Source organism: Streptomyces sp. NPDC006610 (assembly GCF_040611575.1).
Lineage (GTDB): Bacteria > Actinomycetota > Actinomycetes > Streptomycetales > Streptomycetaceae > Streptomyces.
Genome location: NZ_JBEXOP010000036.1, coordinates 17,353 through 36,886 on the forward strand (window position 1 = coordinate 17,353; position 19,534 = coordinate 36,886).

Here is a 19,534-nt window from a genome sequence, read left to right on the forward strand (position 1 = left end):
ACATGCTCTTCAACAGCGTGGTCGACACGATCGGACACACGCCGCTGGTGCGCCTCCGCATGGACGGCGCGCCGCGCGCCGAGGTCTACGCGAAGCTGGAACTGCAGAACCTGTTCGGCATGAAGGACCGCGTCGCCCGGAACATGATCCTGGAGGCGAAGCGCACCGGCGCCCTCCGCGACGGGGCACCCATCATCGAGAGCTCCTCCGGCACCATGGCGCTGGGCATCGGCATCGTCGGAACGGCCCTCGGCCATGACGTGCACATCGTCACCGACCCTCGTATCGACGAGGTCACCCTGGCCAAGCTGCGCGGGCTGGGATGTCAGGTGCATGTCGTAGAGGCGATGGGGGAGGCCGGGTGGCAGAGCGCACGGCTGGAACTGCTGGACCGCCTGATCGCGGACCTGCCGGGCGCCTTCTGGCCGCAGCAGTACAGCAACCCGGACAACCCGGGCGCCTACCGCCTGCTCGCCGACGAGATCCTGGAGGACCTCGGACCGATCGACGTACTCGTCGGATCGGTGGGCAGCGGGGGATCCCTGTGCGGCACCGCCCGTGCCCTGCGGGAGACCCTGCCGGACCTCACCGTGGTCGGCGTCGACGCCGTGGGCAGCGTGCTCTTCGGGCAGCCCGACATGCCGAGCCGGCTGCAGAGCGGTCTCGGCAACAGCCTGCTGCCGAAGAACCTCGACCGCCGTCTGATCGACGAGGTGCACTGGCTCAACGACGCCGAGGCGTTCGAGTCCACCCGTGCCCTCGCCCGTGAGCAGCAGATCTTCGCGGGGAACACCTCGGGGTCCGTGTACCGGGTGCTGGGCGACCTCGCCGCCCGGGCCGAGCCGGGCACCCGCATCGTCGGCATCCTCCCGGACCGCGGCGACCGGTACGCCGACACCATCTACAACGACGCGTACTGGGAGCGGAAGGGACTGCACGAGCAGGCCACGGCCCCCCGGCCCCAGGTCGTGGAACCGGGCCGGGTCGTGCACCAGTGGTCCCGCACGGCACGGGAGGGCGACGGCACGGACGGGCTGAGCCGGCACCTCGTCTTCGTGGAGTCCAACACCACCGGGACCGGCATGCTCGCGCTGGAGACGACTCGCCGGCTGGGATACGAACCCGTCCTGCTGACCAGCAGGCCCGACAGGTACGCCGGGCTCGCCGAGGCGGAGTGCGAGGTGCTGGTCTGCGACACCAACTCCCTGGCCGAACTGCGCCGCGGCATCCAGGACCGTTTCCGTCGGGAGGAGATCGCGGGCGTCACCACCACCAGTGACTTCTACGTCCCGCTGGTCGCCGAGCTGACGGCGTGGCTGGGGCTGCCGGGCAACCCCGTCGAGGCGGTGGCCGCCTGCCGCGACAAGTCGGCGCTGCGGCGGATACTGCGCTCCGCGAAGGTGCACCAGCCGCGCTTCGCCGCCGTCACCGACGTCGCCTCGGTGGCCGGGGCGGTCGACACCACCGGCCTGCCGTGCGTGGTCAAGCCGGCCGACGAATCGGGCTCCACCAACGTGCTGCTGTGCACCACCCGCCAACAGGCCGAGGACCAGGTACGGAAGATCCTCGCCGTCCGGGCCAACGCCCGGGGCCTGCCCACGGCCGGCGTCGCCCTGGTCGAGCAGTACCTGGAGGGCCCCGAGTTCAGCGTGGAGATGTTCAGCTGGAAGGGCGAGACGCGCTGCATCGGCATCACCGAGAAGAGCCTCACCGGCTCCCCGTACTTCATCGAGCACCGCCACCTCTTCCCGGCCCCGCTCCCGCCCGCCGTCGCGGGTCGGCTGGAGGACGTCGCGCGCCGCGCTGTGCAGTCCGTCGGCATCGAACTGGGCGCCACCCACACCGAGATACGGCTCACCGAGGACGGCCCCGCCGTCGTCGAGATCAACGCCCGGATGGCCGGCGGCATGATCCCGGAACTCATCCGGCTGGCCACCGGGACGGAACTCCTCGAACAGCAGCTGCGCGTCGTCCTGGGCCAGCCCCCGGAGCCCATGGCCGAGCCGGACCGCTACGCGGGCATCGAGTTCCTGCTCGCCGGCCGGGAGGGCGAACTCACCGGCGTCGGCGGCGTCGAGCAGGCGCGCGCCATCGACGGCGTGGACCGCGTCGTCGTCACCGCCCGCCCGGGAGCCCCGGTGCGCCCGCCCCGTGACGCACTCGACCGCCTGGGCTACGTCATCGCCCACGGCGACTCCCCGGCCCAGGTCGCCAGGACGTGCGCCGACGCCGTCGGCCGACTGGCCCCCGGAATCCAGGACGCGCCGTCGCAGGGCGCCCGCCGGACGGCGGACGGGGGGAGGGCACGGTGACGCAACCGACGGCCCGCCCGGGCTTCGCATCGATCCCCGCCGCCCTCTCCCACTGGGCCCGTGAGCGGCCGGACGACACCGCGTACACGTTCGTCGGGCCCGAGCTCGCCGTGGAACGGAGGGTGAGCTACCGCGAGCTGGAGCGGTCGGCGCTCGGGATCGCGGCCTGCCTGCAGCGCACGGCACGTCCGGGCGACCGGGTCCTGCTGCTCTTCCCGCCCGGCCCCGACTACCTGACGGCATTCCTCGGCTGCCTGTACGCCGGCGTGGTCGCGGTGCCCCTGTACGCACCCCGGCCGGGCGCCAGGCTCGACCGCGTCGCGGCGGTGTCCCGCAGCTGCCGCCCCACGCACGCCCTCACCACCGAGGAGATCGCCGGGAAGCTGAGCGAGACGCTCTGGCCGCAGGGCACGGCGGGCGGTCCCGTGGTGCGCACCGTCGAATCCATGCCGGCGACCGGCCACGAGCGGTTCCGGCCCGTCCGGCTCGACGGCGCGGACCTCGCCTTCCTCCAGTACACCTCCGGATCCACCGGCCTGCCCAAGGGCGTGATGGTCAGCCACGGCAACCTGGTGGAGAACGAGACGGCGATCACGCACGGTTTCGGCATCCGCCCCGACGACGTCGTCCTGAGCTGGCTGCCGATGTACCACGACATGGGGCTGATCGGCACCGCGCTGCTGCCGCTGTTCCTCGGCATCCCGTCGGTGCTGCTCAACACGTTCGCCTTCATCCACGATCCGATGATCTGGCCGCTCGCGATCGCCCGCTTCGGCGCCACCTGCTCCGGCGGGCCCAACTTCGCCTACCAGCTCCTCGTCGACCGGTACGACCCCGCGCGGCTGGCGGGAGCGGACCTCGGCTCCTGGCGGGTCGCGTTCAACGGGGCCGAACCGGTCAGCGAGCGGACGCTTCGCGGCTTCACCGCCCGGTACGCCGAGCACGGCTTCGACGCGGGCGCCGTGTACCCCTGCTACGGCCTGGCGGAGGCCACGCTCTTCGTCTCCGGATCCGAACGCGGGGCCGGGTACCGGGCAGGGCGGTTCGACCGGAGCGCCCTGGAGAAGGGGACGCTCCGGGCCGCCTCCGAAGGGGCGGCGAACACCGTGGCGATCGTCTCCTCGGGCACCGCGGCCCTCGGGACCACCGTCGTCGTCCGGGGCGAGAACGGGGAGAGCCTGCCGGACGGGGCGGTGGGGGAGATCTGCGTGCGCGGCCCGGGCGTCGCGCACGGCTACTGGGGCGACCCGGCGGCCACCGAGGAGACCTTCCGGGCCCGCGTCGCCGGGCGGCAGGGGGCGTTCCTGCGCACCGGGGACCTCGGCGCCGTCCACGACGGACAGCTCTACCCGGTGGGGCGGAGCAAGGACCTGATCATCGTCGCCGGACGCAACTTCCACCCCCATGACATCGAGAGCGTCGGTTCCCGGACCTCCCCGTACTTCCGCCCGGGCGCCGCCGCGGCCTTCCAGCCGGATGCGCAGGAGCGGGACGTCGTCCTGGTGCTGGAGGTGACCCGCGAGGGGCTGGCCGCGCTGCGCACCGACGACAGTGCGGCGCGCCTGCTGGCCGAGGGCGTGCGACGAGAGGTCGGCACGGAGTGCGACGTGCACCTCGCCGACGTGGTCCTCGTCTTTCCGGGGTCCCTGCCCAAGACGTCCAGCGGGAAGATCCGCCGGTCGGAGACCAGGCAGCGCCACCTCGACGGCGCCCTGCGGACCGTCCGGCGGTCCCGGCCCGCGCCCCCCGCCGCCGGTGCGGCCGAACCGGCGCCGCCCTCCCCGGCAAAGCGGGAGACCGGCCGGGAGGCGCTGCGCGGCACACTCGGCCGGCTCGCCGCCGGCCACCTGGGATACGAGCCGGGCCCGGAGGACCAGGAGCTGCCGCTGGCGGCGCTCGGTCTGGACTCGCTCAAACTGGTGACGCTGAAGGGCGCGGTGGAGCGTCACCTGGACCGACCCGTGGAGGCGGGCCTCTTCTACGGCGACCGCTCCCTCGCGGAGATAGCCGAAGACCTCGCCGCCACGCCGCCCCCCGCCGCCACGCCGCCCCCCGCCGCGGCTTCCACCGGGACACCGGGCGACGGCGCCGGGACGTTTCCGGCGTCCGAGGCCCAGACGCAACTCGCCTTCCACGACGAGCTGCACCCGGAGGACACCGCCAACATCCTGCCCACGGCGGTACGCATCGCCCGGCGGCTGCACCCGGACCGCCTCCGCGCGGCCGTCGCCGCCGCCGTCGCCCGGCACCCCGCCCTCCGGACCACGCTGGGCCCCCTGGGCACCGGCACCCAGATCGTGCACGACAGCGTCCCGCTCGACTTCCGGCACCGGGAGGAGGAGAGCGAGGATCCCCAAGCGGCCCGCCGCTTCCTGGAGGACGTCGCCTACCGGCGGTTCGCCCTGACGTCGGGTCCTCTGGTGCGGGCCGCCGCCGTTCTCACCCCGACCGGCACCGTGCTGATGCTCGCCTGCCACCACGCGGTGGTCGACCACTGGTCCCTGCGGATCGTGATGGCCGAGATCCTGGCCGACCTCCTGGGAGTCGACGACGCACCCGGACCCGGCGCCGAACCCGCCGTCACCACGCCGGCCGGCGCGGCCGAGTGGGCGGCCGCCCAGACGGGCGCGCTGGACTCCGACGCGGCGAAGGCCCACCTCGCCGCCCTGACCGAGCGGTGGCGCCCGCTGCGCAACCACCTGCTGTTCCCGCACGAGCGGCCGGCCCGGCGCCGGCGCAATCCGGCGGGGATCGCCGACTTCGCAGTCGACGCCGCGACCACGCGGCGCGTTCACGAGCAGGCCCGCGCGCGCGGCCGCACCCCGTTCGTCCTCTTCGCCACGGCCTACCTGCGCGCGCTGCACCGGGTCACCGGACACCGGCGGATCGTCATCGGCACGCCCCACCACGGACGCGGCGACTGGCGCTACGCGGGGACCGTGGGATACCTCGTCAACATGCTGCCGCTGCTGGGGGATTTCAGCAGCGGTGACGCCCCCGACGAACTGGCGGAGCGCACCTGGCGGGAACTGCGCACCGGCCTGGAGACCGCGCACCTTCCCCTGTCCCGCCTGATCAGGAGCCTGGCGCCGGAGCGGCACGGACAGAACCCGCTCTTCCAGGCGACGCTGACGTTCCAGCAGTCGGCCGGCGGCTGGCTCGACGAGGGATTCGCGATTCCGTGGAGCGGCTGCCGCCAGAGCTTCGGCGGCGTCGAACTCGAGGCCTTCGACATACCGCCCCGCGATGTGCCGTTCGCGCTCAGTCTCTACGGCGCCCGCCACGGCGACCGTCTGGTGTTCCGCCTCCAGTACCAGCGTGACCTCGTCACGCACGGCGTCGCGGCGCGGGTGGGCGAGGAGTTCCGGGCCGGCCTGCACGACCTGATCGGTCTTCCCCCGAAATGACACGGATTTCAGGAGGTTCGCAATGAAGCGGGACGAGTCCCAGGGCACCACTTCGTCTTCCGTGGACGGGCTGGCGGAGGCATTCGCGGCGGCCGCCGAGGCGTTCCCGGAGCGGATCGCCGTACGGGACGGGGACCGGAGCTGGACATACCGCCAGCTGGACGAGGCCGCCGGGCGACTGGCGGCAGCCGTGCGTGCGGTGGCGCCGGATCCGGGGCGACCCGTGGCGATCCTGCTCGAGCGTTCGGCCTGGATGGTGGCGGCGGCGCTGGCAGTGGTGCGCACCGGTTCCGCGTACGTTCCGCTGGACGCCGAGACGCCCCCCGCGCGTCTGGAGCTGATCGTCGAGGACGCGGAGCCCGGCGCCGTCATCACGTCACGGTCCCTCGCCGGGCGGGTACCCGACGGCGTTCCCGCCGTCCATGTGGACGATCCCGTCCCGGCGACCGCCGCGAAGGAGCCCGACGCCGTCACCGGCCGGGACACCTGCGCCTACATCATCTTCACCTCCGGCACCACGGGCCGGCCGAAGGGCGTGCAGGTCTCCCACGGCAACCTGCTGAGCCTTTTCACCTCCTGCGAGGAGGGGTACGACTTCGGCCCCGAGGACGTGTGGCCGCTGTTCCACTCCTTCGCCTTCGACCTGTCCGTCTGGGAGATGTGGGGAGCCCTGCTCCACGGCGGCACCGTCGTCGTCGTACCGGCACGGACGGCGAAGGATCCGGTGGCGCTGCGGCAGCTGTTCCGGGACGAGCGGGTCACCGTGCTGACCCAGACGCCCACCGCGTTCCAGCAGTTGTGGGCCGAGGACAGCCGGCACACGGACGTGCTGCCGCTGCGCTGGGTGATCTTCGCCGGAGAACCTCTGTACTTCTCGGATCTGCGGGGCTGGGTGGGCAAGTACGGGGACGACGCCCCCCACCTGGTGAACATGTACGGGATCACCGAGACGACGGTGCACGCCTCCTTCCGCCGGGTCCGCAGCGAGGACCTCCGGGAGAGCGCCTCGCTGATCGGCCGCCCCCTGCCCGACTACGGCTTCCTCCTGGTCGACGACGGCCTGTCCGAGGTGCCGCCCGGGGAGACCGGCGAGATCGTGGTGACCGGCCCCGGCGTCGCCCTCGGCTACCTCAATCGCCCGGAGCTGCACCGGGAGCGCTTCGTCGAGCTGCCCGGCGGCCGCGGGCGGGGATACCGCTCCGGCGACCTCGCCCGGCTGACCTCCACCGGCGAGTACGAGTACCTCGGCCGCAGGGACGACCAGATCAAGATCCGCGGATTCCGGGTCGAACTCGGCGAGATCCGCTCCGCGCTGACCGACGTCCCCGGTGTCCGCCACGCCGCCGTCACCGCCGCCACGCCGAAGGCGCCGGCGAGCCCGGTGGTGAAGGAACGGTCCGTCTGCACGGAGATCACCCGCATCCGGGACCTGATCCGGGGCGGCGACCGGCCCCGTGCCGCATCCGCGGACAGCACGCCCCGGATCACCGCCTACATCGTGCGAGGCGACGAGTTCGACCCGGAGCGGCTCTTCCGCCACCTGCGGGAACGCCTGCCGCACTACATGATCCCCGCCTTCGTCGTCCCGGTCGACGCCCTGCCGGTCAACCTCAACGGCAAGGTCGACAAGACCCGTCTGCCCGCCGCGACGGTGGCCAACAGCCTGCGCGAGCACGCCCCCGCGGCCCACGCCGGCGACGGCCTGCCCGAAGCCGGTGCGGAAGCCACCGTCCGCGCTCTCGTCGGCCTCTACGAAGAGGTCCTCGGCGTTCAGGGAGTGACCGCGGACGACTCCTTCTTCAGCGTCGGCGGCGACTCCATCCTGGCGCTCAATCTGCGGGCGAACGCCGAGAAGCGCGGCCTGTCCCTGGACCTCGCGGACATCTACGCGCTGCAGACGCCGAAGGCCCTCGCCGCCGTCGCCGAGCAGGAGCCGGCCGCCGAGGAGCCCGTCGCGCCGTTCAGCCTGCTCTCCGCGGAGGACCGGGAACGGCTCCGGGACGCCGCCGGGATCGAGGACGCCTACCCGGTCGGCACCCTGCAGGCCGGGCTGCTGTTCCACAGCGTGTACCAGCCCGGCGTCAACATGTACTGCGACGTGTTCTCGTTCCGGCTCAAGGACGCCTACGACCACGCCGCCATGGAACGGGCCATCGCCCGGCTGGTGGACCGCCACGACATCCTCCGCACCTCCTTCGACCTCACCGGCTACTGCGAACCGCTGCAGCTGGTGCACCGGACGGCCACCGTCCACCTGGGCGCCACGGACCTGACGCACCTGCCGGCCACCGAGCAGCAGGCGGCGCTGGAGGCATGGCACACCCACGAGGAACGCGTCCCCTACGACTGGGCCAGCCCGCCCCTGTCCCGGTTCCACACGCACGTCCTGGGCGAGCGGGAGTTCCTGTTCTCCATGAGCTTCCACGACGCCCTGCTCGACGGGTGGAGCGAAGCCTCGCTGATGACCGAGCTGTTGAGCGACTACTGGGCCATCAAGCACGGTGAGGACAGGCCGCCCGCCCCTCGGACGGCGCGCCGCTACGCCGACTTCATCGCCCTGGAGCAGCGGACGCTGCGCGACCCCGAGGCCCGCTCGTTCTGGGCCGCCGAACTGGACGGCGTGGAGCCCACCCTCCTGCCGAGGCTGGTCAGCGGGTCCTCGGACGTCCACGAGGGCACGATGGGCTTCCTCAGCGTGGACATCGACCCAGGGCTCTCCGACGCCCTCGACCGGGCGGCCCGGGCCTGCGGCGTCACCGTCAGGCATGTCCTGATCGCCGCCCACGCCCGGGTGGTCGCGACCCTGACCGGGCGGGACGACATCGTCCTGTCCGTGATGTCGAACGGCCGCTCCGAGGACGAGGGCGGCACCGAGGTCTACGGACTGCACCTCAACATGGTCCCGTACCGGCTGCGCAGCGGTGGCGCCCGCTGGAGCGACCTGATCCGCGCCGCCCTGGAGAAGGAGACGTCGCTGCTGCCGATGCGGCGCTATCCCCTCGCGGAGATCCAGCGGCTGGTCGGCACACGGGAGCTGACCGACATCAGCTTCAACTACACCCACTTCCACAGCTACCAGCGGCTCGCCGCGCAGACCGGCCTGGAAGTCCTGGACGCCAAGGCGTACATCCACACCAATTTCACGCTGCGCGCCGAGTTCAACAGGGACCCCTTCAGCGGACTGCTCGCACTGGACCTCGAAGGAAACATGAAGCGGGTCTCCGAGCAGCAGCTGCGGCGGATCGCGGGGCTGTACCGCAGGACGCTGGAGAGCATCGCGGCCGGGGTCAACCACGTGCCCACCCGGCGGGAGCTGCTGGGCGAGGAGGAGTGGCGGCAGCTGCTGGCCGGCTTCGGCGACCCCACGCCGCAACCCCTGTCGGCGGACGGCTGGTTCCAGGTGTTCGAGCAGGCCGTCGCCGCACACGCGGACAACACCGCCGCCCGGTGCGGCGAGGACACCCTCACCTACCTCGAACTGGCCGGGCGCGTCGGAAGACTTGCCGACCGGCTGGCCGAACTGGGCGCGGGACCCGGCACGGTGGTCGGGCTGGGCGCCGGCCGGGACCTCGACTTCCTCACCGCCGCGATGGCCGTCATGCGAACCGGCGCGGTGTACCTGCCCCTGCCGGGCGGCCCCACCACGCGCGTCGCCGCCATGCTGCGCACCAGCGAGGCCGCCCTGCTGCTCAGCGGCGGGACGTTCACCGGGACGCTGACCGCCGCGGCCGCGGAAGCCGCGGGCGAAGCCGCCCCGATTCCGGTCCTCGACCTGCGCGAGGTGCTCGCCGAGTCCGCGGGCCGCGAGCCGTACACGGGCCCGGTGCCGACCGGGCGGGACAGCGCCTACGTCACCTTCACCTCCGGATCCACCGGAGAGCCGAAGGGCGCGCTGATCCGGCACGACGGGATGCTCAACCACATCGAAGCCAAGATCGCCGCGCTCGACATCGCCGACGGCGACCTGGTGTCCCAGGACGCCGCCGCCACCTTCGACATCTCGGTGTGGCAGATGCTGGCGCCGCTCACCGTCGGCGGCACCACGGTGATCTACCCGGACGAGATCAGCCAGGACCCGCCCCGGCTGCTGCGCGCGCTCGCCGACGACGGTGTCACGATCCTGGAGGTCTCCCCGTCCGTCCTCAGCGTGATCAACGCGGAACTCGCCTACTACGGCGTGGACAACTTCCCCGGCCTCGCACTGCGCTGGGTCGTGTGCGCCGGCGAGGCGCTGACGCCCAGGACCGTGAACACCTTCCGGAGGCTGCTGCCCGAGGTGCGCTTCCTCAACATGTGGGGCGCGACCGAGATCTCCGACGACGTCACGCACTACGAGGTCGTCGAGGACGTCGACGAGCAGGTCGCCTCGGTCCAGCTCGGCCGGCCGATCCGCAACTGCGCCGTCTACGTCCTCGACGACGACCGGGAGCCGGTGCCCGTCGGCACCCCGGGAGAGCTGTACGTGGGCGGTCTGGTCGTCGGCGCCGGCTACCTCAACGACCCCGAGCGGACCCCCAAGGCGTTCGTGCCCGACCCCTTCGCCGACGACCCCCGGGTCCTCGCCTACCGCACCGGCGACCGCGCCCGCCAGCTCGCCGACGGCGGCTACGAGTTCCTCGGCCGTATCGACAGCCAGCTGAAGATCCGCGGCCAGCGCGTCGAACTCGGCGAGATCGAGGCCGCCCTGGCCGGTCTGGACGACCTCCAGGAGAGCGCCGTCATCGCCCGCACCTTCGAGGAAGGCCGCGGCAAACAGCTCGTGGCCTTCTACGTCCCGAAGGTGGCCGAGGGCACGGCCGGCGACGGCGCCCCGGTCCCGCAGGACGCGCCGGTGATCCGCCTCGACGTCCCGCCGTCCGCCGTCCGTGACCGGCTGGCCAGGGTGCTGCCCCGCTATGCCGTCCCGGACTTCCTGATCCGCCTCGACGAACTTCCCCGGAACACCAACGGGAAGGTCGACACCAAGGTGCTCGCCACCCGGGACGTGGGCAGTCTGGTCACGGCGTCGACCGAGCGGGAGGACGCACCCGCCACGCCGACCGAGGCCGCGGTGATCGACACCTGGGCGTCCGTCCTGCGGCTGGACCGCCGCCTCGGCGCGACCTCCGACTTCTTCGAGCTCGGCGGGCACTCGCTGCACGCCACCCAGGTGATGGCCCGGCTGCGCGACCGGTACCGGGTGGACCTCCCGCTGCGGACGCTCTTCGAGAACCCGACGCCCCGGGCGCTGGCTTCCCTCATCGAGCGCGGCGCCTCGCCGGACCGGCCCGCCTCCCTGGCGGCCGTCCGGATCCCCAGGCAGCCCGACGGCACGGTGGAGTTCCCGCTCGCCGGCAACCAGGCCAGCCTGTGGTTCCTCCACCAGGTCGACCCCGACGACCGCTCCTACGAGGGCGTCACCCTGCTGGCCCTGTCCGGTCGCGTCGACCTCGAAGCACTCCGGTACGCGGTGGACACCCTGGTGGACCGCCACGAGATCCTCTCCGTGCGCTTCCTCGTCCGGGACGGCGTCCCCTACCAGACGCCGGCGCCCGAGGCCCGGGTCCGACTGGAGGCCGTGGAGGTGACCGCCGACGTCGGCGGGGACTTCGAGGCCCGCAGGGCGTACGTCTGGCAGCGGGCCGCCGAGCGGCGCTTCGACCTCGAACGCGGCCCGCTGGCGGTGATCCGGCTGTACTCCTTCTCCGCCACCGAGCACATCCTGGAGTGGAGCAACCACCACGTCGTCTCCGACGGCTGGTCGATCGACGTGGCCATCAGGGAGATCACCGAGGCGTACCTGGCCCACCAGGAGGGGCGCAGGCCGCGGCTGCCGGAACTCACCGTCCAGTACGGCGACTACGCCGCCTGGCAGCAGGAGCAACTGGCGTCCTCCGCCGACCAGGAGCGGGCCTTCTGGCGCTCCTACCTGGACGGCTACCCGGGAGAACTCCCCCTCATCACCGATCACGAACGCACCGAGGACCGCGCCCGGACCCCGGGCCACGCCACCCGGACCTGGGACGAGGACGCCACCCGGCGGCTCGCCGACCTCACCCGTGAGCGCCGGACGACCCTCTTCATGCTCGTCCAGGCCGCCACCGCGGTCGTCATGGCCCGGTTCGCCCAGCAGCCGGACGTCGTGCTCGGCACCGGGGTGGCCGGCCGCGCCGTCCCCGGCACGGAACACCTGCTCGGCTTCTTCGCCAACACGCTGCCCTGCCGCTACCGGGTGGACCCCGACCACACCGCCGCCGGCCTCCTCGAATCCGTCACGGCGAGCGCGCTGACCGCGCTGGAGCACCAGCTGACACCGTTCCAGGAGATCGTCAGGTCCGTGGAGGCGCCCCGCCGGCCCGGCACGCCGCCCCTGGTCCAGGTGATCGTCACCGTGGACAACTACCCGCTGGGCCTGGGCGAGTTGCCGGGACTGACCGCGACCCTCGAACAGATGCCCGCGCAGACGAGCCTGTTCGACCTGCTCTTCCGCTTCCTGGAGGGCGACCGGCTGCGGCTCGACGTCCAGTACGACGCCACCCTCTTCACGGCGGCCACCGTGGAGCGGCTGATCGACGCCGTCGCCCGGGTCCTCGACGTCTTCCTGGAGGAGCCGGACCGGAGCCTGGGGACGGTGCCGCTGGCCACCGCCGAGGAGAGCGCGGAACTCGCCCGCATCTGGGCGGACGTCACGGGGGACACGCTGCACTTCTCCGACGCGGCGCGGACGGGCACGGTCGCCGACTCCGCCCACTGGCCGGCGTTCCTCGACCGTGTGGAGGCCCGGGGACTGCTGCCGGCGCTCCTGCTCACCCTCTGACCCGCCGGACGCGCGACGCGAGTGAAGGATGAATCGATGAACAAAGACCGTGCGGAGCAGCTCCGGCGGCGCGTCGCGCTGCGCAGTCGGCCACCCGCCCCGCGGACCCCCCTGGCGGCCGGCGCCACCCGGCCCGACTCCGTCCTGAACCGGGCCGCGCACCTGGGGGAGGCGTTCGCCGCGGTGGTGGCCGAGTTCCCGGACCGGATCGCCGTCCAGGACGGACGGCTCAGCTGGACCTACCGTCAACTGGACGAGACCGCCGACCGGCTGGCCGCGGCACTGCGTGCGGTGACATCGGACCCCGGACGTCCGGTGGGGATTCTGCTGGAGCGTTCGGTGTGGATGGTGGCGGCGGCGCTGGCCGTGCTGCGCACGGGGTCGTCCTATGCGCCGTTGGACGCGCAGACGCCCCGGGCGCGTCTGGAGCTGATCGTCGACGACGCCGAGCCCGCGGCGGTGATCACTTCCAGGGCGTTCGCCGGGCGGGTGCCCGGCGGCCTGCCCGCCGTGTTCGTGGACGATCCGCTGCCCGAGCCCACCGCGGACGCGCCGCAGACCGGGATCGACCGGGACACCCGCGCCTACATCATCTTCACCTCGGGGACCACCGGCCGTCCGAAGGGCGTGCAGGTCTCCCACGGAAACCTGCTGAGTCTCTTCGCGGCGGTCGAGGAGACGTACGCCTTCGGAGCCGAGGACGTGTGGACGCAGTTCCACTCCTTCTCGTTCGACTTCTCCGTCTGGGAGATGTGGGGCGCCCTGCTGCACGGCGGCCGGCTGGTCGTCGTACCGGCGCAGACGGCGCAGGATCCGGCGGCGCTGTGGCGGCTGCTCCGAGACGAACGGATCACCGTCCTGTGCCAGACCCCGACGGCCTTCCACCAACTCGCCGCAGAGGACAACCGCTTCGCCGACCGGCTGCCCCTGCGCTGGGTGGTCTTCGGCGGGGAGCCCCTGTACTTCTCCGACCTGGCGCCGTGGTTCGCCAAGTACGGCGACGACTCGCCCCGCCTGCTCAACGCCTACGGCATCACCGAGACGACGGTGATCTCCTCCTTCCACCGCGTGACGCAGGACCAACTCGGCGGGACCGGGTCGCTGATCGGCCGCCCCATCGCCGGCACGGAGTTCCTGCTGGTGGACGACGCCCTGTCGGCCGTGCCGCCGGGCGGGACCGGCGAGATCGTGGTGACCGGCCCAGGGGTCGGCCTCGGCTACCTCAAGCGGCCCGAGCTCGACCGCGACCGCTTCGTCGAACTGCCCGGGGGCCGTGGGCGTGGTTACCGCTCCGGCGACCTGGCCCGGCTCACCCCCTCCGGCGTGTTCGCGTACCACGGCAGGAAGGACGACCAGGTCAAGATCCGCGGCTTCCGCATCGAACTCGGGGAGATCGAGCAGGCGTTGCGCGCCCTGCCCCTTCTCGCCGAGGCCGCGGTGGTCGCCCGCGACCTGCCCGAACGCGGGACCAGCCTGGTGGCCTACGTCGTGCCCGCCGAGGGGGCGGGCCTGTCGGTGGAGTCACTGCAGGAGGCACTCGCCGCGACGCTCCCGGGCTACATGGTCCCCACGGTCTTCGTGCGCCTGGACCGGCTGCCGCTCACCCAGAACGGCAAGGCCGACCGCAAGGCCCTGCCCGACCCGGCCGATGCCTCGACCCTCACCCTCCGGGGGACCGGCCGAGGGGAGGAGCCGGCCGACGCCGTGGAGGAGCGCGTCCTGCGGATCGTCACCGGTCTGCTGCACCTCGACCGGGCGGATCCGACCGCCGGCTTCTTCGATCTGGGCGGCCACTCGCTGCTGGCCACCAGGCTGCTGGCCGGGGTGCGGACCGCGTTCGACGTGGAGGTGCCGCTGCGCGAGTTCCTCCGCGAGCCGACCGCACGCGCGCTGGCGGCCGTCGTCCGGGAGCGCCTGGCGGAGCCGTCACGCGACAGCGACCGGGCGGCGGGCATCGGCAGGGAGCCCGGCCATGACGCGACCCCCGGCCCGGCCGGCGAGTCCGGCCGGCCGCCGACCCGGCCGGGCGGGGACACCGGGGCCGCACCGGCACCGCCGGCCCACGCCGGACGGCCCACCGGGCCGGTCCACGCCGTCCACACGGCGAGGAACACCCACGGCGGCCATCCCGCCCTCCTGCGGCTCCGGCAGCACCCGGCGGGCGCCCCGCCCGTGTTCGCCCTGCCCGGAGTTCTCGGGCTGGGCGAGTCCTTCGCCCAGCTCTCCTCCCACTTCCGGGACCGCTCCTTCTCCGCGCTCTCCACCGCCCGCCTGGTACGGGCGAGCGACGGCGAGCAGACCGCCACGGCCCTCGCCGAGGAGTGCGCGCGGATCATCGCCGCCGCGGTGGACGGCGGACCCCTCCACCTCGTCGGCCACTCCTACGGTGGCTCCCTCGGCTTCTACGTCGCCGGGAGACTGCGCGAGCTCGGCGTACCGGTCGCCGGCCTGGTCCTGCTCGACGCGCTGGACCCGGCCGCGTTGGAGAAGAAGCTCTCGGGCGGCCACGACGACCAGCTCCTGGCGTTCCTCGCCACGCTCGCCGGCCTCTTCCCCGACCTCGCCCGGCACCGCGACACCGACCTGCCGGAGCTGCTGCGCACCGAGTCCACCGCGATGGTCCTCGCACGCGCGGCGCGCATCATCGGCCCCTCGGCCGTGGAGTTCTTCCAGGGCGGCCTGGAGGCGGCGTTCCGCACCTACCGGTGGATGTGCGACCGCAGCTGGCCGGAACCGCGGCCGGCCGGTCTTCCGACGCTCTTCGTCCGGGCCGGCGGGGAGGACGGCGCAGCCGGCGCGGACCACCCGTCGGAATGGGCACGGCTCCTGCCCGGCGTCCTGCGGGTGGAACGCGTCGAAGCGGACCACGAGGGCATGCTGCGCAACCCGCACGCCCGGCGCCTGGCCGAACTCCTGCAAGGATTCCTCACCGAGCACGACGTTCCCCACGAGACCGGGACGTCCGGCACACAGTCCGCACCAGGAAAGGGCGCAACACCGCGATGACCCCCACCACCGCAGCAACGCCGGTCCTCGCCCGGGTGCTCATCGTCGGCTCCGGCATCATGAGCCTCGCCAACTCGGTCACCATCCCCTTCCTCGCCGTGTTCCTCCGCAAGGAACTCGGACTCGAACCGGGCATGATCGGCTTCATCATCGGCTCGTCGGTGTTCTTCTCGATCTTCGCCGGGTTCGTCGGCGGATCGCTCTCCGACCTCCTCGGACGCACCCGGCTGCTGGTGATCTCCCTCCTGGGCGTGATCGGCTCCTTCGTCGGCCTCTACTTCAGCCACGACGTCCCGGCGGTGTTCGCCTTCAACGCGACGATGGCGCTGAGCAGCAGCTCCTTCGGACCCGTCGGGAAGGCCCTGCTCAGCGACCTGCTCCCGCCGCAACGCCGGGTGAAGGTCTTCTCGTACCAGTACATGGCCACCAACATGGGCTTCGCCGTCGGACCCGTCGTCGGCGCGGCGGTCGGACTGGCGGGCGGCCGATCGGCCTTCCTGGTCGGAGCGCTGGGCTACGGCGTCTACCTGATCGGCCTGGCGGCAGTCCTGCTGCGGAGCTCCGCGCCGTCCGTCGCGCCCGACCGGACGGCCACCGGCGAGGAAGCGGCGCAGCACCTCGGCGGCGTCCTCAGAGGGCTCGCGGACAGCGCGCGCGTCGTGGCGACCGATCCGCGCCTGCTCTTCCTCATCCTCGCCGGACTGCTGCTGGAGGCCGTGCACGGACGCGTCTCCTCGTTGCTCGCGCAGCACCTCTCCGACGGATTCGCCGACGGCACCACGATCCTGGGCTACGTGCTGACCACCAACGCGGTGACCGTGGTGGTCCTGCAACTGGCCGTCTCCCGGTTCATGGAGAAGCGCAACCCCGTGACGTCCATCACGGTCGGCGGCCTGCTGACCGTCCTCGGCATGGCCGGCTTCGCGTACTCGGGGGAGATCTGGCACTTCGTCGCCGCGATGGTGGTGTTCTCCCTCGGGGAGATCCTCATCTACCCGGCGGAGTTCGCCATCATCGACAGGATCGCGCCGGAGGAACGCCGTGGCGCCTACTTCGGCGCCCAGACCTTCGCACAACTCGGCGTGTTCATCGGGCCGTTCACCGGCGGCCTGCTGCTCGCGGCCTACGACGGCACCACCATGTTCCTCGGCGTCGGCTCGTTCGCCCTGGCCGCCGTCGTCATCTACCTGCTCGTCGGCCGGCGCGTCCCCGGGCTGGCCGCCCCCGCACCGGAACGCTCCGCACCTCGCCCGAAGGAGGAGCACGCCGATGACCTGGCGTGAACGCTGCCTGCGAGCGGCGGCACTGCCCAGCCTGCACGCCCAGCGCAGCCGCGGTCGGCTCCGGCTGCGCGGGCTGATCGAGGGCGCCGACATCCGGCGTGACGATCGCGGCGTCCCGTTCGTCGCGGCCGCCCGGGAGCGCGACCTCTACTTCGCCGTCGGCTACGTCCAGGCGACCGACCGGCTCTGGCAGATGGACGTGCTCCGGCGCCGGGCCCGAGGACGGCTGGCCGAGATCTTCGGAGCGGTCGTGGTCGACGAGGACGTCAGGGCCCGCAAGCTCGCGCTGGAGCGGGTCGCCCGCCGGTCGCAGGCGCTGCTCTCCCCGGAACACCGGGCGAACCTGGTGGCGTTCAGCGACGGAGTCGACGCGGCGGCACGGCGGATGCGGCGACGGGCCGGCCTCCCCCTGGAGTTCGGGTTGCTGCGCTACCGCCCCGAGCCCTGGACCCCCCTGGACTCGATCGTCATCGTCAAATACCTGGGCTTCGACCTCGGCCGCAATCTCGCCAACGAGGCGTTCCGCGCCAGGCTCGCCCAGGAACGCCCGGAACACGCCGCCGCCTTCAGCACGCCGAAGTATCCCGCCGACGGAGCGGTGACCATCCGCACCCTCCCCGCCGCCCCGCCGGGCGAGAGGCGTGCGACAGGGGCGGACGAGCCCTCCCCGGCCGACCTGCCGACGGCGTCACGGGCCTGGTTCGACGCGCTGCTGGGGGGCGAGCACCCACTCGGCTCCAACGCCTGGGCCGTCTCCGGCGCGCACACGGATTCCGGGCACCCGCTGCTGGCCAACGATCCGCACATCGTCCTCACCCAGCCCAGCCTCTGGTACCAGATGGGCCTGCGGCTGGACGGCCAGGAGGACGGTGCCACCGGCTACGGGGTCACCGTCCCCGGCCTGCCGGGCCTGATCGCCGGCGCCAACCGCCACCTGGCCTGGGGCATCACCAACTCCACCGTCGACACACAGGACCTGTGCACCCTCGCGCCGACCGCGGGCTCCGAGGAGGCCGAGAGGTGGACCGAGGAGAGCGTGATCACGGTGCGGGGCGCGGAGCCGGTCCCGGTACGCGCGGCCGGCGGCGCCCGCCACGTCGAACTGGACCTGCCCGGCTCGGACGGGGCCGGCCGGTACGGCCTGTTCTGGAGCGGCCTGGAGCCCTCGGCGGAGATCGAGGCGTGCCAGCGGATGTGGCGAGCGCGTGACTACCCGGAACTCCGGGACACCCTGCGGGCGTTCGGCGTGCCGGTGCTCAACGTGGTGGTGGCCTGCCAGGACGGCACCATCGCCCTGAGGACGGCGGGCAACGTCCCGGCCCGGGCGCCGGGCAGCAGCGGGGGAGTCCCGGCCGGGTACGCCGACGCCGCCCGCTCCTGGGAGGACTTCCTCGCATTCGACGACCTGCCGGAGGTGGTCGACCCGTCCGAGGGGTACATCGTGTCCGCCAACCACCGGCTGCTGCCCGCCGGGGCTCCGCTCGACGTGGGGGTGGACTGGCTGCCGCCCTACCGGGCGGAACGGATCGAGGAGCTGATCACCACGGAGGGGGTCGTCACCGCGGCGGCATGCGCCCGGTGGCAGTCCGACGTCCTGGACGGGCGCGCCCGCCGCGTGCTCCCCACCCTGCTCGACGCGCTGGACCGGGAGCCTCCGGACGAACCGCTCACCGCCGCATGCCACCGACTGCTCGCCGACTGGGACGGACACGACCACGGACACCTGGCGGCGCCCCTGGTGTTCTTCCGGTTCATGCAGGCCCTCACGGACCACTGGGTCGGCAGCCGGCTGGGGGAGGAGCTGGCCGCGGCCATGCCGGACGCGGCCCTCCAGGTCGATCACCTGGTGCTCGACCCCGACGCCAGAACGGCGCTGGGAGAGCGGGAGACGCTGCCGGCCGTGGCGCGACGCGCGCTGACCGCGACGGCGCGACGGATCGCCGGGGAGCAGGGCGAGGATCCGTCGCGCTGGCGGTACGACCGGGTCCACCGGATCACCGACCAGCATCCGATCGGCAGGGCCGTCCCCGCACTCGCCCCGCTCTTCGGCGCACCGTCGACCCCGGCCGGCGGCAGCTCCCACACGGTCGCCCTGACCTCTTCCGACCCGAGCGGCAAGGTGGTCGACGGAGCACCGTGGCGGTTCGTGGCCGAACTCTCCCCGCACGGACCGCGATTGTGGGACGTGCTCCGCCACGGCGCCTCGGGCAACCCGGCTTCCCCGCACTACGACGACCAGACCCCGGCCCACACCGAGGGACGGCACTACGGGGTGCAGCTCCCGTCCTCCCCGGACGCGACGCCGGTCCTGCTGCGCCTGCGGCCCCGGTGACCCGATCGACACCCCGGGCCCGTCCGGTGCGAGCCGGCGGGCCTCGCGTGCCGGGCGTGGGGCCGACCCGCGAACAACGCGATCGCCGCCACGGTCTCGTCGAAGAGCCTTGCGTCGAGCGCTTTCACCGAGCCCATCACCGGCCCTCCGCGCCTTGCGCCGGCCGGATTCGCAGTGGGTCATGAGCCCGCCGGAGCAGTGCCGTCACCTGTCCGCCTCCACGGTCGGCCATCGGCCGGCACGCATGCGCCGCAACGGCCGGTCCCGACGCTGACGGCCGGTAGCGCGCAAGCGGCCGCACCCTCATACGGTCCCGGCGGTCCTGCCCGGCGCCCGTGAGTTCCCCGGCAGCCATGACTCCGGACTCGTCCACATGGGATTGCGTTGCATATGCCGAG

General features: G+C 72.9%; 6 protein-coding genes. All 6 read left to right on the plus strand.

The window, feature by feature from the left end; genetic code table 11:
• Nucleotides 1–2: 2 nt before the first annotated feature.
• From ABZY13_RS25440 to ABZY13_RS25465, 6 genes are read left to right on the plus strand one after another with little or no spacing between them, the layout of a single operon-like run.
• Nucleotides 3–2,312: a pyridoxal-phosphate dependent enzyme gene (locus ABZY13_RS25440; protein ID WP_356634590.1), complete on the plus strand. Its 2,310-nt coding sequence runs from the start codon at nucleotides 3–5 to the stop codon at nucleotides 2,310–2,312.
• Nucleotides 2,309–5,719: an AMP-binding protein gene (locus tag ABZY13_RS25445; RefSeq protein ID WP_356634592.1), complete on the plus strand. Its 3,411-nt coding sequence runs from the start codon at nucleotides 2,309–2,311 to the stop codon at nucleotides 5,717–5,719. The genes ABZY13_RS25440 and ABZY13_RS25445 overlap by 4 nt, the downstream gene beginning before the upstream one ends.
• 22 nt (nucleotides 5,720–5,741) lie before the next feature.
• On the plus strand, nucleotides 5,742–12,515 hold the full coding sequence (locus ABZY13_RS25450) for an amino acid adenylation domain-containing protein (protein ID WP_356634594.1): 6,774 nt from the start codon (nucleotides 5,742–5,744) through the stop codon (nucleotides 12,513–12,515).
• 36 nt (nucleotides 12,516–12,551) lie between these two features.
• Complete coding sequence (locus ABZY13_RS25455) at nucleotides 12,552–15,521, plus strand: amino acid adenylation domain-containing protein (RefSeq protein WP_356634596.1); 2,970 nt, start codon at nucleotides 12,552–12,554, stop codon at nucleotides 15,519–15,521.
• A complete protein-coding gene (locus ABZY13_RS25460) occupies nucleotides 15,518–16,804 on the plus strand; it encodes an MFS transporter (protein WP_356634598.1) in 1,287 nt (428 codons plus the stop codon). The genes ABZY13_RS25455 and ABZY13_RS25460 overlap by 4 nt, the downstream gene beginning before the upstream one ends.
• Nucleotides 16,791–19,136, plus strand: coding sequence for a penicillin acylase family protein (locus ABZY13_RS25465; RefSeq protein WP_356634600.1), 2,346 nt, complete (start codon nucleotides 16,791–16,793; stop codon nucleotides 19,134–19,136). The genes ABZY13_RS25460 and ABZY13_RS25465 overlap by 14 nt, the downstream gene beginning before the upstream one ends.
• Nucleotides 19,137–19,534: the final 398 nt, after the last annotated feature.

Bases quoted from the DNA above. Each gene is read 5' to 3' on its own strand.
- ABZY13_RS25440 (WP_356634590.1), top strand. From the start codon at position 3: ATGCTCTTCAACAGCGTGGTCGACACGATCGGACACACGCCGCTGGTG.
- ABZY13_RS25455 (WP_356634596.1), top strand. From the start codon at position 12,552: ATGAACAAAGACCGTGCGGAGCAGCTCCGGCGGCGCGTCGCGCTGCGC.
- ABZY13_RS25450 (WP_356634594.1), top strand. From the start codon at position 5,742: ATGAAGCGGGACGAGTCCCAGGGCACCACTTCGTCTTCCGTGGACGGG.
- ABZY13_RS25460 (WP_356634598.1), top strand. From the start codon at position 15,518: ATGACCCCCACCACCGCAGCAACGCCGGTCCTCGCCCGGGTGCTCATC.
- ABZY13_RS25465 (WP_356634600.1), top strand. From the start codon at position 16,791: ATGACCTGGCGTGAACGCTGCCTGCGAGCGGCGGCACTGCCCAGCCTG.